This window comes from Derxia gummosa DSM 723, from assembly GCF_000482785.1.
GTDB lineage: Bacteria > Pseudomonadota > Gammaproteobacteria > Burkholderiales > Burkholderiaceae_E > Derxia > Derxia gummosa.
On sequence record NZ_AXWS01000007.1, the window covers coordinates 271,471 to 289,496 of the forward strand.

Below are 18,026 nucleotides of genomic sequence, written 5' to 3' on the forward strand. Positions count from 1 at the left end.
GCCCGCCTATAATCGGTCGCCATGAATGCAGCGAGCGGCGCGATTCCCCTGCCCGACGTCATGACGATCGGGCGCTTCCGGATCGAGCGGGCCCTAGGGGTCGGCTCGATGGGAACCGTCTATCTCGCGCATGACCCGGTGCTGCATCGCGCGCTCGCCATCAAGACGCTGAGCGTGCATCTCGCGCCCGCCGAGGCGCGGGTGTTCGAGGACAGCCTGCTGAACGAGGCGCGCGCCGTCGCCCGGCTCAACCATCCGCACATCATCACCGTGTACGACGCCGGTCGTTCGGACGGCGTGCCCTACATCGCGATGGAACGGCTCGACGGCCAGGAGCTGAAGCAGCGGCTCCAGCGCGACACGCCGATGCCGCTGCGCGAGTTTCTCGAACTGTTCACGCGCGTGGCCGACGCGCTCGACTATGCCCACCGCCACGGCATCGTCCACCGCGACATCAAGCCGGCCAACATCTTCCTCACGACCAAGTCGGGGCCGAAGGTGCTCGATTTCGGCATCGCCCAGGCGGCGTCGCTCGGCCAGCCGGTGGCGCAGCGCGGGCGCGGCGCGCTGGTGGGCACGCCCAACTACATGTCGCCCGAGCTGATCCAGGGCCGGCCGCTCGACGGCCGCTCGGATGTGTTCTCGCTCGGCGTCGTGATGTACGAGGTGCTGACGGGCCGGCTGCCGTTCAGCGGCCGCACGCTCGACGAGCTGACGCAGAACATCGTCGGCGCCCCGATCGCGCCGCCTCAGACGCTCAATCCCGAGGTGCCGATCGAGATCGCGGCCATCGTGTCGCGTGCGCTCGCCCGCCAGCCCGAACAGCGCTATCCGGATGCGCGCGCCCTCGCCAGCGATCTGCGCCACCAGCTCGAACGGCTGGATGTGCAGCGGCTCGTCAACCGCATCGGCGCCGCCCTGCCTGACTCGGTAGTGCGCACGCCGACGCGACGCCGCAGCCTCGCACTCGCGACCGCGCTGATGGTGGCGGCCGGCGTGGCGCTGTGGCAGTCGGGGCGCGAAAGCTCGTCGGGCGCGACGACCGCGACACCGCCGCAAACCGGCGCGACGGCCGGCGCACGCCAGCCCATCCCGGCACCGGCACCGGCGACCTCGCCGCCGAGCGAGCCCGGCTCCACCGATGGCACGGCTGCGGTGCATGCCGGACGCGATGGTGCCCCGCCGGCGCCGACCGCCACGGCGGCGCCGGTCACCACAGCCGCCGGAGCCGACCCGGCGCCCCGCCCGCCCGAGCCGGCCACAGGCGCCGCGCTTCCCGCCACGGCCGGCGCCCAGGCCAATCCGCAGGCCGCGCCCTCGGCCCCGCCACCGTCGAGCCTGCCTGCCGGCCCTGTGGTCGGCGCCGCGCCCACCCCAAACACCGCCGCCACCCCGGCCAGCGCCGCCCCGCGCGCGCTGCCGCCGCCGTCCGTCCCCAGCGTCACCGGCCTCGCGCCCGACGCGCTTCCGCCCACGAGCGCCGCCGGCACCCGCGATCCGCCGCGGGTTGTCGCCGGCCTGCCGGCCGAGCCGGCAAAGGCCCCGTCCGCCAGCCGCGCCGCGCGGTCGGCGCCAGCGCCCGTCCGCCCGGCGGTGCGCGACCTGCCCGCGCCCGCGCCGGCCGTCATCGCCGGCACACTTGAAGTCGCGGTCAGCCCCTGGGGTGAAGTCTTCATCAACGGTCAGTCGCGCGGTCTGACGCCGCCGCTGTCGTCGCTCAAGCTGGCGCCGGGCAGCTACAGCATCGAGATCCGCAACGGCGACTTCCCGACCTACCGCACGAGCGCCGACATCCAGTCCAACGGCACCACCCGCATCCGTCACAAGTTCTGACCGTGCATCGACACACTTCCGCCCCGGCGCGTCGCAGGCGTCCGGAGGCTCGCGCGGCGCTCGCCGCCAGTCTCGTCGCGCTCGCCCTGTCGGCGTGCGCCGTCATCAATCCGCCGCCGCCTTCCGTCACCGAGATGCTCGCGCGCCCGGCCGAGCAGGCGCTGCTCACCGGCATGCGCCTGTACGACGACGGCGACTATCCCGCCGCCGAGCGCGAACTCGAACGCTCACTGGTGCTCGACCTGCGCGCCCCGCGCGACAAGGCCACGGCGCAGAAGTACCTCGCCTTCATCTACTGCACCTCGGGCCGCGAAAGCGCCTGCGAATTGGCCTTCCGCGCCGCGATCGACGCCGATCCGCGCTTCGCGCTCAGCCGCGCCGAGGAGGGCCATCCCGCCTGGGGGCCGGTGTATCGCCGGGTGCGAGGCACGGCGCCCGCCGCCGGCATCGAGATGCCGGTCGTGCCGCCGGCAATGCCGCGCAGAGCCGGCACGCCCTAGCCCTGCGGCGTGCCGGCAAGAAAAGACGGCGAACTCCCGAGGAGGAGTCCGCCGTCCGGCACTGCCATTGCCGCCCGCGTGGGGGCGGCGCCGCATCACTCGGCCTTGTAGTTCTTGAGACCGTCGAGGATTTCGCCGTGGGCGGCTTCCTTGTCGTCCCAGCCCAGCACCTTGACCCACTTGCCGGCTTCGAGATCCTTGTAGTGCTCGAAGAAATGCTGGATCTGCTTCAGGCGGATTTCCGGCACGTCCTTGATGCCCTGCCAGTGCGTGAACAGCGGGCAGATCTTGTCGACCGGCACGGCCAGCAGCTTGGCGTCCACGCCGCCTTCGTCTTCCATGCGCAGCATGCCGACCGCGCGGCAGCGCACGACGACGCCCGGCAGCAGCGGGAACGGGGTGTGCACGAGCACGTCCACCGGATCGCCATCGCCCGCGAGCGTCTGCGGGATGTAGCCGTAGTTCGCCGGATAGTGCATGGCGGTCATCATGAAGCGGTCGACGAACAGCGCGCCCGAGTCCTTGTCGACTTCGTACTTGATCGGGTCGGCGTTCATCGGAATCTCGATGACGACGTTGAAATCTTCGGGCAGGGACTTGCCGGCGGGGATTTTGTCGAAGCTCATGGGATGGCTTTGCAGTGGTAGTGAATCGGGTTCGGCGGAACTGGAATCCGGATCGCGGATGGCGCGCGACGGGCGAAGACGGCTTCCCGGAGGAGCGCCCGTCGCTCGCTGGCGCGGGTCTGTTCTGGTGGCTGCGGGCCGGATCGGATGGATCGCATCGGCCGGCCCGGTTGCGAGGCGCGCGGATTATAGCCAGCACGTTTTGCATCGCAGGAAGCTTCGACAGGCAGCGTCGAGGCCGGTCCGGCAGGCAGCCTGCGGGATAATCGGGCGGCGCGCTTACGTGAACTTTGCCCGCAAAAGCCCGGCCAAGGAGGACGAATGCCGCGCTTCTCCCGGCATTGAAGCCTGCACGCCACGCCTTCACCTGTTCCGTACTACTTCACAGCATCGGATTCCGCCATGAGCAGCACAACCATCGCCACCTTCCAGCAGGACGTCATCGAAGCCTCGCTGCAGCAGCCCGTGCTCGTGGACTTCTGGGCGCCGTGGTGCGGCCCCTGCAAGACGCTCGGCCCGATGCTCGAACGTCTCGAAGCCGAATACGCCGGCCGCTTCAAGCTCGTGAAGATCAATTCCGACGAGAACCCCGAGCTGTCGCAAGCCTTCCGCATCCGCTCGATTCCGTATGTAGTCGCGTTTTCCGGCGGCCGGCCGGTCGACCAGTTCATGGGCGCGGTGAGCGAAGGCGAGCTGCGCCAGTTCATCGAGCGGCTGGTGCCGAATCCGAGCGACGTCGAGCACGCCAAGGCGCGCGACCTGCTGGAGCAGGGCGACGTCGAGGGCGCGATCGAGGCGCTGCGCACCGCGCTTGCGCTCGACCCGGCCAACGACATGCCGCGCCTCGACCTGATCGGCCTGCTGCTCGACAAGGGCGACGCCAACGGCGCCGAGGGTCAACTCGCGGCGCTGTCGCCGCGCACCAAGTCCGACCCCGAGTTCGCGCCGCACATCCAGGCGTTGCAAACCCATCTCGACGCGCTCAAGCAGCAGAACGCCCTGCCCGCCGCACCCGAACTGGAGGCGCGCATCGCCGCCAACGGCCGCGATCTCGATGCGCGCAAGGAGCTGGCCCAGCTGTACATCTCCCACCAGGCTTGGGAGCAGGCGCTGGAGCAGCTGCTGGAAATCGTGCAGGCCGACCGCGCCTTCGACGAGGACTACGGCCGTCGCACGATGATCCAGGTGTTCGACCTCGCGGCAGACAACGCGCCGCTCGTGAGCCGTTTCCGCCGCGCGCTGTCGTCGGCAATCCTCAAGTAATCAGACGGCGGCCTCGCGCGCCGCCATATCCAGCAGCCAGCCCGCCGCCGCAAGGCCGACCGTCGCGGTGACATGCATGGCCGAGCCGTAGCCGGCGCAGGCCAGCGCCGCGCCGGGCGCGCAGGCGGCCACCGGAGCGGCGGCGGGCGGTTCATCCACGAACACCGCCATCACGCCGAAGGCCGTTACTTTCTTCGCGCCGCCGGCCGGAAAGCCGTGTTCCTTGCGCAGCTTCGTGCGCAGCCGCGCGAGCAGCGGGTCGTTGCGCACCCGCGCCAGATCGTCGATACGCACCGCCGTGGCGTCACGCTTGCCGCCCGCCGCGCCGCAGACGATCAGCTTCAGTCCCGCCTTGCGCGCATGCGCGGCGAGCGCCGTCTTGGCCTTGATGTCGTCGATGCAGTCGAGCACCGCGTCGCAGCCGGCGGTGATTTCGGCGAGGTTGTCGGGCGTCAGGAAGTCATCGACCGTTTCCACCGCACAGCCGGTGCCCATCGCCGCGATGCGCGCGGCCATCGCCTCGACCTTCGCGCGGCCGACCTCGGCTTCCAGCGCATGCACCTGACGGTTGATGTTGGAGTCGGCGATGTGGTCGAGATCGACCAGCCGCAGCGTACCGACGCCCGAGCGCGCGAGCGCCTCGGCCGCCCACGAGCCCACGCCGCCGATGCCGATGACGCCCACCCGCATCGCGTCGAGCCGCGCGGCGGCGGGCGCGCCGTAGAGCCGCGCGATGCCGCCGATGCGGCGCGCCCGCAAGTCCTCATGGTCGGCTGCGGCTTCGGCGGACGTGGCTTGGGCGGCTGGCGCGTCGGCCCGATCGGCGACGGCATCCGCCGGGGCCGCGCCAGTCGCATCGCCACTGAGGGCCGGTGCGGGATGCACGGCGGAGGGCGGCGCGATCCCTGCTTGGAGGGCGGGTGCTGCCGGATTCTGGTCAGTCATCGGTGCTTCGCGGGTCGTGGCTTGCGGGGGCGGGATTGTCCCAAATGCCGCCGGACGCCGCCGCTCATCGCGGTTTCGAGCACCGGTCGGCGCGTCGGCGGCGACCTACAATCCGATGGCCGTTTCGCCCACGCGCGCCTTGCACCGTCATGTCAGACCGTCTCGATCACGCCTTCGTCCCCGCCGCCGAGCCGCCAGCCCGGCGCGATGACGACGCGCCGCCCTGCGAACCGGCCGCGCGGCATGACGCCGCCCCGGCCACGCCCGCCTTCCCGCCCGCCACCGCGCCGCTCGACCTCACACGCATCGGCGCCCTCATCGCCGCCACGCCGATCTGGGACGACACCCGGCTCGGCGCCAGCATCGACGCCACGCTCGACGGCTGGGATGGAGCGAGCGATGTCTGGGTCTTCGCCTATGGCTCGCTGATCTGGAAGCCAGAATTCGCCCACATCGAAGCGCGCCGCGCGCGGGTGCACGGCCTGCATCGCCGACTCTGCCTGTGGAGCACGCTGACGCGCGGCACCTGCGCCGCACCGGGCCTCGTGCTCGGGCTTGACGCCGGCGGCAGTTGCGACGGCGTGGCCTACCGCCTGCCGGCGCGCGACGTGCGCGACGCCTTCACCCGGCTGTGGCAGCGCGAGATGAAGCGTGGCAGTTATCTGCCCGTGTTCCTGCGCACACGCACCGAGCGCGGCCCGATCAGTGCCCTTGCCTTCGCCATAAACCGCGAGCTGCCCTGCTATGCCGGCCATCTCGGCGACGCCCAGGTGGCCGAGGTGCTGCGCCGCGCCGCCCATGGCCGCTGCGGCAGCAGCCGCGACTACGTGCTGCACACGGTCGCGGCGCTGCGCGGCCACGGCATCCACGATGCCGGGCTGGAGCGGGTCGCCGCGCTGCTCGGCTGACGCGAGCCCCTCCGGCCGCTTGGGCCGCGATGGCCGCTTGGGCCACTTGGGCCACTTGGGCCGCTTGGGCCACTTGGGCCACTTGGGCCGCTTGGGCCGCTTGGGCCGCTTGGGCCGCTTGGGCCGCTTGGGCCGCTTGGGCCGCGATGGTCGCGACCGTCCGGGCCGACAGCGGCCGCAGCGCGGCCGGCGAGCCACGTCGCCCCAGCATGTTTGCGTGAAGCGTGACGGCTGTTTCAGCCGAGGTGATTTCCCGATTGGTCGCGCAACATGCGCGCAACCAAGCTTGCGCGGCCGGCGCCGACCGCGCCCATCGCAGGCGCGCGCCGCCCGCGGCGCCACATCCGGCGCGCCGGCCATCCAGGGAGATCGATTCATGAAGAACAGGCTTTGGCTCGCGCTCATCGCCCCGCTCGCGCTAGGCGCGTGCTGGGAGGTCGATGGCAACGACAACGACCTCAACAGCAAGCCAAGCTGGCTCGGCAGCGTCAGCACCGCCAGCTACGACGGCGGCAGCGACGACCTGCTCACCGCCGGCCTCGGCAAGGACGGCCTCGCGGGCGCGGCGCCCGGCTATGCCAATGCCGCCTCACCCACCGCCGCCGAGATCCGCAAGAACACGATCTACGTGAACTACCGCGCGCTGGTGGACATGACCACCAACGGCGGCTACGGCCGGCTCTGGGGCCCGAACATCGACCTCGAAGGCAATGACACGCTGGGCGCGGGCAAGATCGCCGGGACCGAATCGCTCGCCTTCGCCGACGACGGCAACGGCGCGCAGAACGTGACGGTCATGGTCCAGATCCCCGCCAGCTTCAGCAAGGCGAACCCCTGCATCGTCACTGCCACCTCGTCCGGCTCGCGCGGCGTGTACGGCGCGGTGTCGGCGGCCGGCGAATGGGGCCTCAAGCGCGGCTGCGCCGTGGCCTATACCGACAAGGGCAGCGGCAACGGCGCGCACGAACTGGGCAGCAACACGGTCACGCTCATCAACGGGCTCACGGCCAATGCGACGACGGCCGGCAAGGACAGCCTGTTCACCGCCGACATCACCAGCGCCCAGCGCAGCGCGTTCAATACCACCTGGCCCAACCGCTATGCCTACAAGCATGCGCATTCGCAGCAGAACCCGGAGAAGGACTGGGGCAAGTCGACGCTGCGCGCGATCGAATTCGCGCTCTACCAGCTCAACGAGCTGAAGGGGGATCGCAACAGCGACAACAAGGCGCTGCGCACCTTCACCGCCGCCAACACGACGGTGATCGCGTCATCGGTGTCGAACGGCGGCGGCGCGGCGCTGGCGGCGGCCGAGCAGGACACGTCCGGCCTCATCGACGCGGTGGTCGTGGGCGAGCCGCAGGTGTACGTCAACCTGCCGGCGGGCGTGAGCATCGCGCGCAACGGCGTGACGGTGCCGAGCGCGGGCCGGCCGCTCTACGACTACGTGACGGTCGCCAACCTCATGCAGCCCTGCGCGGCCTGGGCGGCAGCGGCCAGCGGTTCGCCGTTCCAGGCATCGGTCACGCAAGCCGATGCCCAGGCGCGCTGCGCGGCGCTCGTGGCGGGCGGCTACATCAGCGGCGGCAGCTTCGCCGCGCAGTCGGCGGCGGCGCTCGCGGCGCTGCACGCGGCCGGCTGGGAGAGCGAGAGCGATCTGCTGCATGCCTCGCATTTCGCGCTGAGCGCGACCCAGGCCGTGGCCGTGACCTATGCCAACGCCTACAGCCGCTCGTCGGTGCTCGACAACCTGTGCGACTACAGCTTCGCCACCGTCGACAGCAACGGCAGGCCGGCCGCGCCCGCCGCCTCGCCGATGCCGACGATCTTCGCCAGCGGCAACGGCGTGCCGCCGTCGTCCACGGTCAACCTGGTGCTCAACTCGGCCACCGGCGGCCCGATCCGCCACTACCTCGCCAACGGCGATTTCGGCTACGTGGGCGCGGACTGCCTGCGCACGCTGTGGACCGGCAATTCGGCGCTGGCCCAGCGCGTGAAGGCCGGCGTGGCCGAGATCCGCCTGACGGGCAACCTGCACGGCAAGCCGGCGCTGATCGTGCAGGGCCGCTCCGATGCGCTGGTGCCGGTCAACCATGCCTCGCGCGCCTATCTGGCGGCGAACAAGTCGGTGGAAGGCGCGAGCAGTAAGCTGAGCTACATCGAGGTCACGAACGGCCAGCATTTCGACGGCTTCCTGGGGCTGGCGGGCTTCGACACGCGCTTCATTCCCGTCCACTACTACAACCTCCAGGCGCTCAACCTCATGTGGGCGAAGCTCAAGTCGAACGCCGCGCTGCCGGTGTCGCAGGTGGTGCGCGCAACGCCGCGCGGCGGCTCGGACGGCGCGGCGCCAGCGCTCACGACGGCCAACCTGCCGGCCATCTCCAGCTCGGTGGACGCGGGCAACCTCATCAGCTTCAGCAACAACCGGCTGAACGTGCCGAACTGAAGCTGCGCCGTCAGAGCAGGACCGGCCGATCGGGCAGCTCGTTGGGATTGCCCGGCCGCGCCGGCGCTACCTCGGCCAGCGCGTCGTGGATGGCGCCAAGGCCGACCTCGGCGCCGCCACGCCAGTCGGCCCGCGCGAAGCTGGCCTGCATCGCGGCGCAGATCCCGGCCCAGCGGGCCGCGCCGACGGCGGCCGCCACGCCCCGGTCGGCAACGATCTCCACCGCCCGGTCGGCCAGCCCGACGTAGACGAGCACGCCGGTATTGCGCTCGGTGTCCCAGACGCCGAGCCGCGCGAACAGCGCCGCCGCCCGCGCGCGCGGCGAGGTGCCGGCGAGCAGCTCGGCCAGCGGCAGGCCGCCCTCGATCACGAAACGCAGCTCACCCTCATGCCGACGCTCGCCGGCGGCGATGCTCGCGGCGATCGCGTCGAGCACGGCCGCGTCCAGCGCGCGCCGCACGCGCCACGACGGCCAGGCCAGATGGCGCAACAGCCGGCGCCAGCGCGAAATCGTCATCGCCATCTCAATCCCAGGAACCGGACGCGCCACCGCCCGAGAAGTCGCCACCACCGCCCGAGCTGAAGCCACCGCCATCACCGGAACCCGAACTCCAGCCCGAGCTGCCTGACGAGCCGCCACCAATCACCACCGGCAGGCCGCCACCCCAACCACCGCCGCCCCGACCGCTTCCGATGGCCAGCACCAGCATCAGCACGAACAGCCCGGCCGCGAGCGCCAGCACGAGCGAGAGGCCGACAACGAGCGCACCGGCCATCACGCCACCGCCGGCGAGCAGCGCGCCGAAGCGGCCGAAGATGGCCTTCAGCACCACGCCGCCAATCAGGCCGGCCAGGAACATCGGCAGCAGCAGCGGCGCAAGGTCGGATGCGGCGCGGCGCGCCGCATCCGGTTCCGCCGTGCCCGATCCGTCCGCGCCCTGGCCCGGCGTCAACCCCTCGGCCTCGATGCGCTCGAAGATCGCGTCGAGCGCGCCGTCGATGCCGCCGTAGAAGTCGCCCTTCGAGAACGCCGGCCCGAGGCGCTCGCGGATGATCCGCGCCGCCGCCGCATCGGGCACCGCGCCTTCGAGCGCGCGCGCCACCTCGATGCGCACCCGCTTGTCGTCGCGCGCGACGATGAGCAGCAGCCCGTCGCCTTCCGTCTTGCGGCCGAGCTTCCAGGCCTCGCCCAGCCGGTTGCCGAACATCTCGATCGGCTCCGGCTTCGTGCTCGCCAGCATGACCACCGCGATCTGGCTGCCATGAGCCAGTTCGAACCCGGCCAGCTTGTGGTCGAGCGCCTCGCGCTGGGCCGGCGTGAGCGTGCCCGTCGTGTCGGTCACGCGCGCGAGCGGCGGCAGCGCGACGAGTTCCTGCGCGAAGGCGGCCGGCAGCGCCAGCAGGACGGCCAGCAAGATGGCCCAGGCGCGGGCGAGCCATGCGCCTGCCAACTGCCGCCCGGGTCGCCCGCCGGGCCGTGCCGCCGCTCCGACAGGACCCAGATCGCCAGACGCCCGCACAAGCCATAACGCCTTCACGTGCATGGCGCCGGCCTTACTTGCCGCCGCCGAAATCCACCGTCGGCGGCCGGCTCGCCGCCGCCTCGTCGGCCACGGTGAACTGCGGCTTCTCCTTCGCGCCCGCGAGCGTGGCGCCCAGCTTGTTCTGGAGCAGCGCGATCGTGGTGTTGTACTGGGCCACGGCGTCGATGTAGCGCTTGCGCGCGATGGCGATGCGGTTCTCGGCGCCTTCGAGCTGGGCGCGCAGGTCCTGGAAGGCGGCGTTGGCCTTGAGGTTGGGATAGTTCTCGCTCACCGCCAGCAGCCGCGACAGCGCGCCACCGAGCTGGCTCTGCGCCTGCTGGAAGCGCGCGAAGGCGGCCGGATCGTCAAGCGTCTCGGGCGACACGTTCAGCCGGCCCACCGAGGCGCGCGCATCGGCGATGCGCGTCAGCGTCTCCTGCTCGAAGTTGGCCTCGCCCTTGACCGTCGCCACCATGTTCGGGATGAGGTCGGTGCGGCGCTGATACTGGTTCAGCACCTCGGCCCAGGCCGCCTTCACCGCCTGATCCTGGCGCTGCACATCGTTGTAGCCGCAGCCGCCGAGCAGAAGGCCGGCGAGCACCGCGAACACGAGCCAAAGACGCGAAACCATGTTTCCTCCGTGAAAGCGGGCCGGTCGGTGGCCCGGGATGCGACCGCCGGCATCGTCATCGCAGGCGGGGCGAAGGGCAAGCGGCGGGGCGCCATCCCGCGCGCACGCCGGAGTAGCCAAAGCGGTACGGCCCACCCGGGCGCGGGCCGACGCCGCCACCTGCTTGCCGACCGTCAAGCCCCCGTCGAACCCGACTCCTACAATCGGATCGAAGTCTGCCGACCGGACCGGCACCAGCCGTCGCGCCTCGCCGCACTCCGGCCTCAGTGCCGACTTCCGATCGGCAGCCCCCGTACCTCCGCAACACCGAAAGCACGCCATGACCACGCCTCTCAGCCTCGCCGACATCCGCACCGACTACGCGCGCGCCGCGCTCGACGAGGCCGCCGTCCATGCCGATCCGCTCGCGCAGTTCGCGCAATGGTTCGCCGAAGCCCAGCGCGCCGAAATCCCCGAGCCGAACGCGATGACGCTCGCCACGATCGGCCTCGACGGCCGGCCCAAGTCGCGCGTCGTGCTCGTCAAGGGCCTCGACAACGGCTTCAGCTTCTTCACCAACTACACGTCGAACAAGGGCCGCGAACTGGCCGCCAATCCGTTCGCGGCGCTCCAGTTCCACTGGGTGCAGCTGGAGCGGCAGGTGCGCATCGAGGGCAAGGTCGAAAAGCTCTCGCCCGCCGAATCCGACGCCTACTACCACTCGCGGCCGGTCAATTCGCGCCTCGGCGCCTGGGCCAGCCCGCAAAGCCAGGTGATTCCGGACCGCGCCTTTCTCGAAGCGCGCGAGGCCGAATACCGCGTCAGGCTCGGCGACAGCCCGCAGCGCCCCGAGCACTGGGGCGGCTACCGCCTCGTGCCCGACGTGATGGAGTTCTGGCAGGGCCGCCCCTCGCGCCTGCACGATCGGCTGCGCTATGTGCGCGAGGCCGGCGGCTGGCGCATCGAGCGGCTCGCGCCCTGAAGCAGGCCGCTCAGCGCCGCCGCAGTTCGGAAAACTTGTCGCGGAACTTGGCCACCTTGGGCGCGACCACGAACTGGCAGTAAGGCTCGTGGCCATTGGCCGCGAAATAGCCCTGGTGATAGTCCTCCGCCGGCCAGAAGCGCGGCGCGGGCGACAACTCGGTCACGATCGGCCGGCGCAGTTCGGCAGCCAGCTCGCGGATGACGGCCTCGGCCGTCGCGCGTTGCTCGTCGGAATGGAAGTAGACGACCGAGCGGTACTGCGTGCCCACGTCATTGCCCTGGCGGTTGAGCGTGGTCGGATCGTGCACCGCGAAGAACACTTCCAGCAGCTCGCGGTAGCTGACCTTGCTCGGGTCGAAGCGCACCCTGACCACCTCCGCGTGGCCGGTACGGCCGCTGCACACGTCGCGGTAGGTCGGATGATCGACATCGCCGCCGGCATAGCCCGACTCGACGCCGAGCACGCCCGCCGCCTCGACGAACACCGCCTCGATGCACCAGAAGCAGCCGCCACCCAGGGTTGCGATTTCCTCGCCTGCCATCGCCTCGCTCATTGCTGTCTCCTCCCCTTGCGCGGGCCGGACGGTTTGTTCCACCCGGAAGCCGTGACCCGTCTTGGATGAATTTTCATATATGATGGTTCCTAGGTATATCGCCACGCGGAAGTTTCAAGTCCCTGACGCGACGCCCTGGAGCCGAGATGAGTCGCAAACGTACCCGCTTCGTCGATGATTTTCTTTCGTCGCTGCTGACGCGGGCGAGCCATGCGATTTCGTCGGAGTTTCTCAGGGAAGTCGAGAAGCAAAAGCTTGCACCTACCGAGTGGCGCGTGCTCGCGACGCTGTCGGACGGCGACGGCCTGACGATCGGACAACTCGCCGAGATCGTCATGGCCAAGCAACCGACTGTCACGAAGATCATCGACCGCATGTCGATGCAAGGGCTGGTCGAGCGCAAGACCGGCGAGATCGACAAGCGCCAGACCACGATCTTCACCACCGACGCCGGTAAGGAACTGGTGCGCGACCTGCTGCGCCGCGCGCGCATGGCCGAATCGGCGGCGCTGCGCCAGTTTTCCGACGACGAGATCGACACCCTCAAGAAATTGCTGCGCCGCATGATCGACGGCGAATGACGCTCATGGCCCTCACCGCATTCCAGCTCGAAGTCGTCGGCTATCTCGCCGCGCTGTGCACCACAGGCGCCTTCGTGCCACAGGCACTGCTCACCTGGCGCACACGACGCGCCGACGGTGTGTCGCTCGGGATGTATTCGATCTTCACGACCGGCGTGGCGCTGTGGCTGGCCTATGGCGTGATGATTGGCTCCTGGCCGGTGACGATCGCGAATGCGGTGACGCTGGGACTCGCGCTGTTCATTCTCGGAATGAAGCTGCGCTTCGGCTGACGGCCCCTCTGGTCGGAGGCCCGGTCTTGAAGAAGAAGGCCCGTCCGGGCTGAAGCCGCGCCGTGGATGACGGCAGCGTTCGGCGATGAGGCCGCCTCGGCCGGGCACGGTGAACGGTCAGCCGTTGAAGGCAGCCCGGCGCAGGCGGTCGGCCACTGCCGCCCAGTCCTCGCCCACGGGCAGGTGCTCGATGGCCAACCGGGCGGCGCCGGAGCCGTCCATCGCATGCAACCAGGCGTACAGGCCGTGGGCGAAGGCGGCGGGATCGCGCGGCGCCGCCACCTGCCAGGCCCAGTCGCCGGCGGGCACGTCGAAGGCTAGGAGCGCCCAGTCGGCCGGATCGGCAATGGCGCGAATCTCGTCGGACGACATCAGCCGCAGTGGCTTGCGCGGGGCGTAATGCGAATCGAGCGAGCCCGACACCCTGGGCGCGGGCGCGGATGCAGACGCGGCAACGGGTGCCGGCACCGGCTCGCCGCACGTGGCCGGGGCTCCGGCCTTCGCGTCCGGGTCGCCGGCGGAAGCCACCGAATGCGGTCTCCCGGCGTTGGCCGCGAGCCGCGCCGCGACCGACGCGATCCGGGCCGGCGTGATCGCGCCGGGCCGCAGCACGACCGGCGCGCCGCGCGTGAGATCGACGATCGTCGATTCGATTCCGACCTCGCAGGCGCCACCGTCTAGCACGAGCAGGTCGAGATCGGCGAAGTCCTCGGCCACATGACTGGCGAGGCTCGGACTGATGCGCCCGAAACGGTTGGCCGACGGCGCCGCGATGCCGACGCGACGGCGCGCGGGCGGCGGCACCTCCGCCGACGGCTCACGGCCTTCCATCATGCCGGCCGCCACCGGATCGGCGACTGGCGCGGGCTGCGCGGCGGGAGTCGCCACGCACCGCGCCAGGCCCGCGATCAGCGCCCGCGCCACCGGATGCGCCGGACAGCGCAGTCCCACCGTGTCCTGCCCGCCCGTCACCTCGTCGCACACGCCGTCGGCGCGCCTGAGCACGAGCGTGAGTGGCCCGGGCCAGAACTCGGCCGCGAGCGCGCGCGCCAGCGGCGGCACCTCGGCGGCCCAGGCGTCGAGATCATCGGCACCGAGCACATGGACGATGAGCGGGTGATCGGCCGGCCGGCCCTTGGCGGCGAACACGGCACGCGCCGCGTCGGGCCGGGTCGCGTCGGCGCCAAGGCCGTAGACGGTTTCGGTCGGCAGCGCGACCAGCTCGCCTGCCGCGAGCGCGGCAATGCCCTGCTCGATGCCGGCCGCGTCGGCGGCGATCACGCGTGCCATGCGGCGCCCCCGTCAGGCCGGACGCGGCAGGCCGAGCACCTCGGCCGCGCGGATCGCGGCATTGCGCGCCGCCTCGACCGTCGGGCCGACGCAGGTGATGTGGCCCATCTTGCGGCCGCGACGCGGATCGGCCTTGCCGTACAGATGCAGCTTGGCGCCCTCGATCGCAAGCACCTCGGTCCAGCGCGGCGCGCGCAGCTGGCCTTCCTCGTCGAACCAAACGTCGCCGAGCAGGTTGAGCATCACCGCCGGGCTGTGCTGATGGCCGCTGGACAGCGGCAAACCGGCGAGCGCCCTCACCTGCTGCTCGAACTGGCTCACGACGCAGGCCTCGATGCTGTAGTGGCCCGAGTTGTGCGGACGCGGCGCCATCTCGTTGACGACCAGCGAGCCGTCACGCAGCACGAAGAACTCGACGCACAGCACGCCGACGTAGCCCAGCATGTCGGCGATCGTGAGCGCGGCCTCGCGCGCGGCCGCGACCTGGCTCGCGTCGGCGCGCGGGCTCGGCGCCGTGGTCACGGCCAGGATGCCGGCGCGATGCACGTTCTCCACCACAGGAAAGCTCGCGGTGCGGCCGTCATGGCCGCGCGCGCACACCACCGACACCTCGAAGTCGAGGTCGAGGAACTGCTCCAGCACGCAAGGCACGCGGCCCATCTCGATGAAGGCGGCACGCGCCTGGGCCGGCGTGCTCACACGCACCTGGCCCTTGCCGTCGTAGCCGAGGCGCGCGACCTTGAGCACGCCCGGCAGCAGCGGCGCGATGACCGCGTCATCGAGATCGGCATCCGACTCGATCACCGCATGCGGCGCGACGCGCTGGCCCGCCGTCTGGATGAAGCGCTTCTCGGCGATGCGGTCCTGCGCGATCGCCACCGCCGACGCGCCCGGCGCGACCAGGCAGTCGCGCGCGAGCCGCGCGAGCGTGGGCGCCGGCACGTTCTCGAACTCGGTGGTGACGGCGCGGCAGACGCGCGCCATCTCGTCGAGCGCGGCGGCATCGTCATAGGCGGCGCGCAGATGGCGGTCGGCCACGGCACCGGCCGGGCTGTGCGCGTCGGGATCGAGCACCAGCACGCGATAGCCCATCGCCTGCGCCTCGAAGCAGAACATGCGGCCGAGCTGGCCGCCGCCGAGCATGCCCAGCCAGGCGCCGGGCAGGATGGGCAGGGGCAGTTGCGAACTGGGAACGGCGGTCAGGGCCATGGCGAGACGGAAGGCGGAAGAAGACGGACCGGCCGCACTGGGCGCCCGGCATCGGGAAGCGGCGGGCGAGGCGGGCAACGCCGCCACCGCCCGCCGCGCGGATCAGTTGGCCGGCGGCAGCGTCATCGCGCGCGCGGCGGCGCTCTGCTCGGCGCGGAACTTCAGCAGCGCCTCGGCGAGCGCAGCGTCACCGGCCGACGCCAGCAGTGCGACCGCGAACAGCGCCGCGTTGCCCGCGCCCGCCTCGCCGATCGCGAAGGTGGCGACCGGAATGCCCTTGGGCATCTGCACGATCGACAGCAGCGAATCCTCGCCGCGCAGGTATTTGGACGGCACCGGCACGCCGAGCACGGGCACCGTCGTCTTGGCCGCGATCATGCCCGGCAGATGGGCCGCGCCGCCCGCGCCAGCGATGATGGCCTTGAGGCCCCGGCCGACGGCGGCCTCGGCGTAGGCAAACATCTCGTCGGGCATGCGATGGGCCGACACCACGCGCGCCTCGAAGGCGACGCCGAAGCGCTCCAGCATCTCGGCCGCGTGGCGCATCACGTCCCAGTCGCTGGAACTGCCCATGACGATGCCGATGACGGGATTGGTGACGACGGGCTTGCTCATGGCATTCCTCAGGCTTGGCCGCGCTCGGCCACGATGAACAGACGGGGGAAGCGCAGCAGCAGTCTGCCGTCTTCCGCCAGCGGATAGGCCGCCGCGATGGCGGCGGTGTACTGCCGGATGAAATCGGCGCGCTCGGTCTCGTCGAGCGGATCGAGGAAGGGCTTGAGGCCCGTGCTCGACACCCATTCCACGACGGCGGCGGCGCCAAAAAGGGCGTGATTGTAGTGGGTGTGCCAGAGGTCGATCCGCGCCGCCACAGGCGCCAGCCGATCGTAGTAATCGCGCACCGCCGGCAGCGGATCGCGCGCCGCGCCCGCAAGGCGATCGGCCCACTGCCCAGCCGCCGCCACGTCCTTCATGAGCCGGTGCGAGGGCTCGGCGAGGTTGTCGGGCATCTGCACGGCGAGCGTGCCGCCGGGCGCGAGCGACTCCAGCAACCGGCGCAGGATGGCCGGATGGTCGGGCAGCCACTGGAACACCGCGTTCGCGAAGATGACGTCGTATTCGCGGTCGGGCAGCCAGCTCGCGAGGTCGGCCAGCTCGAAGCGCGCCCGCGGCAGACGCTTGCGCGCCTCGGCCAGCATGTTGGGCGAGCTGTCGAGGCCGGCGATCTCGGCGTCGGGCCAGCGCGCGGCGAGCAGTTCGGTCGAGTTGCCCGGGCCGCAGCCGAGGTCGATCACCTGCCTCGGCGCGGCGTTGCGCACCTGGGCGAGCAGGTCGCGCGCCGGCCGGCTGCGCTCGTCCTCGAACTTCAGATAAAGGCTGGCGTTCCAGTCGGGACGGGTCATGGACAACTCCTTGGGCGATAGGGATGGGGCGTAGCGCAGGCCGCGCGCGGCGGCTCGGCCATCGAACCGGCTCACCGGTTGCAGACCGGAGCGGCCGGCGGGCCGCGCGCGGACTGGCGCGGCCCGCCGGCCGCTCCCATCCTCCGCGCTCAGGCTGGCAGGTCGCTGCCGGTCAGGCGCACCAGCGCCTCGCGGTACTTCTCGCTCGTCTTGGCGATCACCTCGGGCGGCAGCGCCGGCGCGGGCGCGGTCTTGCCCCAGGTGGTGATGGTTTCGAGGTAGTCGCGCACGAACTGCTTGTCGTAGCTCGGCGGGCTGATGCCGAGCTGGTAGCCCTCGACCGGCCAGAAGCGCGACGAATCGGCCGTCAGCACCTCGTCCATGAGCGTGAGCGTGCCGGCGTCATCAAGGCCGAACTCGAACTTGGTGTCGGCGATGATGATGCCCTTCGTCGCCGCGAACTCGCTGGCCGCCTTGTAGAGCGCGATGCTCGTGTCGCGCACCTTGGCGGCGAGCTCGGCGCCGATGATCTCGGCGGCGCGCTCGAAGCTGATGTTCTCGTCGTGGTCGCCCATCTCGGCCTTGGTGGCCGGGGTGAAGATCGGTTCGGGCAGCTTGCTCGCCTGTTGCAGGCCGGCCGGCAGCTTGACGCCGCACACTTCGCCGCCTTCCTGGTACTCCTTCCAGCCGCTGCCCGCGAGATAGCCGCGCACCACCGCCTCGATGGGGATGGGCTTGAGCTTCTTCACGACCATTGCGCGGCCGCGCACCTGCTCCACCTCGCCCTCGGCGACGACGCTCTCGGGCGCGATGCCGGTGAGATGGTTGGGGACGATGCCGCCGAGCTTGTCGAACCAGAACAGCGCCATCGCGGTCAGCACGCGGCCCTTGTCGGGAATGGGCTCGGACATGATCACGTCGAAGGCGCTGAGACGGTCGCTCGTCACCATCAGGATCTTGTCGTCACCGACCGCGTAGTTCTCGCGCACCTTGCCGCGGCCCAGCAGCGGCAGCGAAGCGATCGACGATTGGTACAGCGTGCTCATCGGGATGTCCTGTATCGAATGCGGCATTCG

General features: G+C 71.0%; 19 protein-coding genes. 8 read left to right on the forward strand and 11 right to left on the reverse strand.

Annotated features, from left to right (window positions below):
- The first annotated feature begins 21 nt into the window (after positions 1–21).
- Both H566_RS27125 and H566_RS22465 read left to right on the forward strand, forming a co-directional pair.
- The gene (locus H566_RS27125) at positions 22–1,833 is read left to right on the forward strand and encodes a serine/threonine-protein kinase (protein WP_084544674.1); all 1,812 of its coding nucleotides are present in this window, start codon (positions 22–24) and stop codon (positions 1,831–1,833) included.
- Positions 1,834–1,835: 2 nt separating this feature from the next.
- The gene (locus H566_RS22465; protein ID WP_245591268.1) at positions 1,836–2,333 is read left to right on the forward strand and encodes a TssQ family T6SS-associated lipoprotein; all 498 of its coding nucleotides are present in this window, start codon (positions 1,836–1,838) and stop codon (positions 2,331–2,333) included.
- 95 nt (positions 2,334–2,428) lie between these two features.
- On the opposite strand, the gene ppa is transcribed toward H566_RS22465, so the two are convergent.
- The gene (gene ppa / locus H566_RS0102340) at positions 2,429–2,959 is read right to left on the reverse strand and encodes an inorganic diphosphatase (protein ID WP_028310157.1); all 531 of its coding nucleotides are present in this window, start codon (positions 2,957–2,959) and stop codon (positions 2,429–2,431) included.
- A gap of 402 nt (positions 2,960–3,361) precedes the next feature.
- On the opposite strand from ppa, the gene trxA reads away from it, so the two are divergent.
- Positions 3,362–4,222 (forward strand): thioredoxin, encoded by an 861-nt coding sequence (trxA, locus tag H566_RS0102345; protein ID WP_028310158.1) that lies wholly within the window; start codon positions 3,362–3,364, stop codon positions 4,220–4,222.
- Here the strand turns inward: trxA and H566_RS0102350 are convergent, their stop codons facing one another.
- Positions 4,223–5,167: a tRNA threonylcarbamoyladenosine dehydratase gene (locus H566_RS0102350; RefSeq protein WP_084544675.1), complete on the reverse strand. Its 945-nt coding sequence runs from the start codon at positions 5,165–5,167 to the stop codon at positions 4,223–4,225.
- A gap of 149 nt (positions 5,168–5,316) precedes the next feature.
- Between H566_RS0102350 and H566_RS0102355 the strand changes: the two genes are divergently transcribed.
- Positions 5,317–6,075, forward strand: a complete 759-nt coding sequence (locus tag H566_RS0102355; RefSeq protein WP_156924272.1) for a gamma-glutamylcyclotransferase — start codon at positions 5,317–5,319, stop codon at positions 6,073–6,075.
- Between the two features lie 376 nt (positions 6,076–6,451).
- A complete protein-coding gene (locus tag H566_RS0102360; RefSeq protein WP_028310161.1) occupies positions 6,452–8,524 on the forward strand; it encodes a 3-hydroxybutyrate oligomer hydrolase family protein in 2,073 nt (690 codons plus the stop codon).
- A 10-nt stretch (positions 8,525–8,534) separates the two neighbouring features.
- On the opposite strand, the gene H566_RS0102365 is transcribed toward H566_RS0102360, so the two are convergent.
- The 3 genes from H566_RS0102365 to H566_RS0102375 all read right to left on the reverse strand — a co-directional run bounded on the left by H566_RS0102365 (position 8,535) and on the right by H566_RS0102375 (position 10,678).
- Positions 8,535–9,041, reverse strand: coding sequence for a TPM domain-containing protein (locus H566_RS0102365; RefSeq protein WP_028310162.1), 507 nt, complete (start codon positions 9,039–9,041; stop codon positions 8,535–8,537).
- Between the two features lie 7 nt (positions 9,042–9,048).
- Positions 9,049–9,939, reverse strand: coding sequence for a TPM domain-containing protein (locus H566_RS0102370; RefSeq protein WP_245591269.1), 891 nt, complete (start codon positions 9,937–9,939; stop codon positions 9,049–9,051).
- Between the two features lie 139 nt (positions 9,940–10,078).
- A complete protein-coding gene (locus H566_RS0102375; RefSeq protein ID WP_028310164.1) occupies positions 10,079–10,678 on the reverse strand; it encodes a LemA family protein in 600 nt (199 codons plus the stop codon).
- Between the two features lie 319 nt (positions 10,679–10,997).
- Between H566_RS0102375 and pdxH the strand changes: the two genes are divergently transcribed.
- Entirely contained in the window at positions 10,998–11,639 is a 642-nt protein-coding gene (gene pdxH / locus H566_RS0102380; RefSeq protein WP_028310165.1) for a pyridoxamine 5'-phosphate oxidase, read from the forward strand.
- A 10-nt stretch (positions 11,640–11,649) separates the two neighbouring features.
- On the opposite strand, the gene msrA is transcribed toward pdxH, so the two are convergent.
- The gene (gene msrA, locus H566_RS0102385) at positions 11,650–12,183 is read right to left on the reverse strand and encodes a peptide-methionine (S)-S-oxide reductase MsrA (protein ID WP_034410672.1); all 534 of its coding nucleotides are present in this window, start codon (positions 12,181–12,183) and stop codon (positions 11,650–11,652) included.
- A 158-nt stretch (positions 12,184–12,341) separates the two neighbouring features.
- Between msrA and H566_RS0102390 the strand changes: the two genes are divergently transcribed.
- Positions 12,342–12,776 (forward strand): MarR family winged helix-turn-helix transcriptional regulator, encoded by a 435-nt coding sequence (locus tag H566_RS0102390; RefSeq protein ID WP_028310167.1) that lies wholly within the window; start codon positions 12,342–12,344, stop codon positions 12,774–12,776.
- 5 nt (positions 12,777–12,781) lie between these two features.
- Complete coding sequence (locus tag H566_RS0102395; protein WP_034410673.1) at positions 12,782–13,048, forward strand: SemiSWEET transporter; 267 nt, start codon at positions 12,782–12,784, stop codon at positions 13,046–13,048.
- Positions 13,049–13,165: 117 nt separating this feature from the next.
- On the opposite strand, the gene H566_RS0102400 is transcribed toward H566_RS0102395, so the two are convergent.
- The 5 genes from H566_RS0102400 to H566_RS0102420 form a co-directional block, all read right to left on the reverse strand.
- Positions 13,166–14,338: an L-threonylcarbamoyladenylate synthase gene (locus tag H566_RS0102400; protein WP_028310169.1), complete on the reverse strand. Its 1,173-nt coding sequence runs from the start codon at positions 14,336–14,338 to the stop codon at positions 13,166–13,168.
- Positions 14,339–14,350: 12 nt separating this feature from the next.
- Positions 14,351–15,541: a 5-(carboxyamino)imidazole ribonucleotide synthase gene (locus H566_RS0102405; RefSeq protein ID WP_028310170.1), complete on the reverse strand. Its 1,191-nt coding sequence runs from the start codon at positions 15,539–15,541 to the stop codon at positions 14,351–14,353.
- Between the two features lie 108 nt (positions 15,542–15,649).
- Complete coding sequence (gene purE / locus H566_RS0102410; RefSeq protein WP_028310171.1) at positions 15,650–16,162, reverse strand: 5-(carboxyamino)imidazole ribonucleotide mutase; 513 nt, start codon at positions 16,160–16,162, stop codon at positions 15,650–15,652.
- Between the two features lie 8 nt (positions 16,163–16,170).
- Entirely contained in the window at positions 16,171–16,950 is a 780-nt protein-coding gene (tam, locus tag H566_RS0102415; protein WP_028310172.1) for a trans-aconitate 2-methyltransferase, read from the reverse strand.
- Between the two features lie 149 nt (positions 16,951–17,099).
- Positions 17,100–17,996, reverse strand: coding sequence for a phosphoribosylaminoimidazolesuccinocarboxamide synthase (locus tag H566_RS0102420; RefSeq protein ID WP_028310173.1), 897 nt, complete (start codon positions 17,994–17,996; stop codon positions 17,100–17,102).
- Positions 17,997–18,026: the final 30 nt, after the last annotated feature.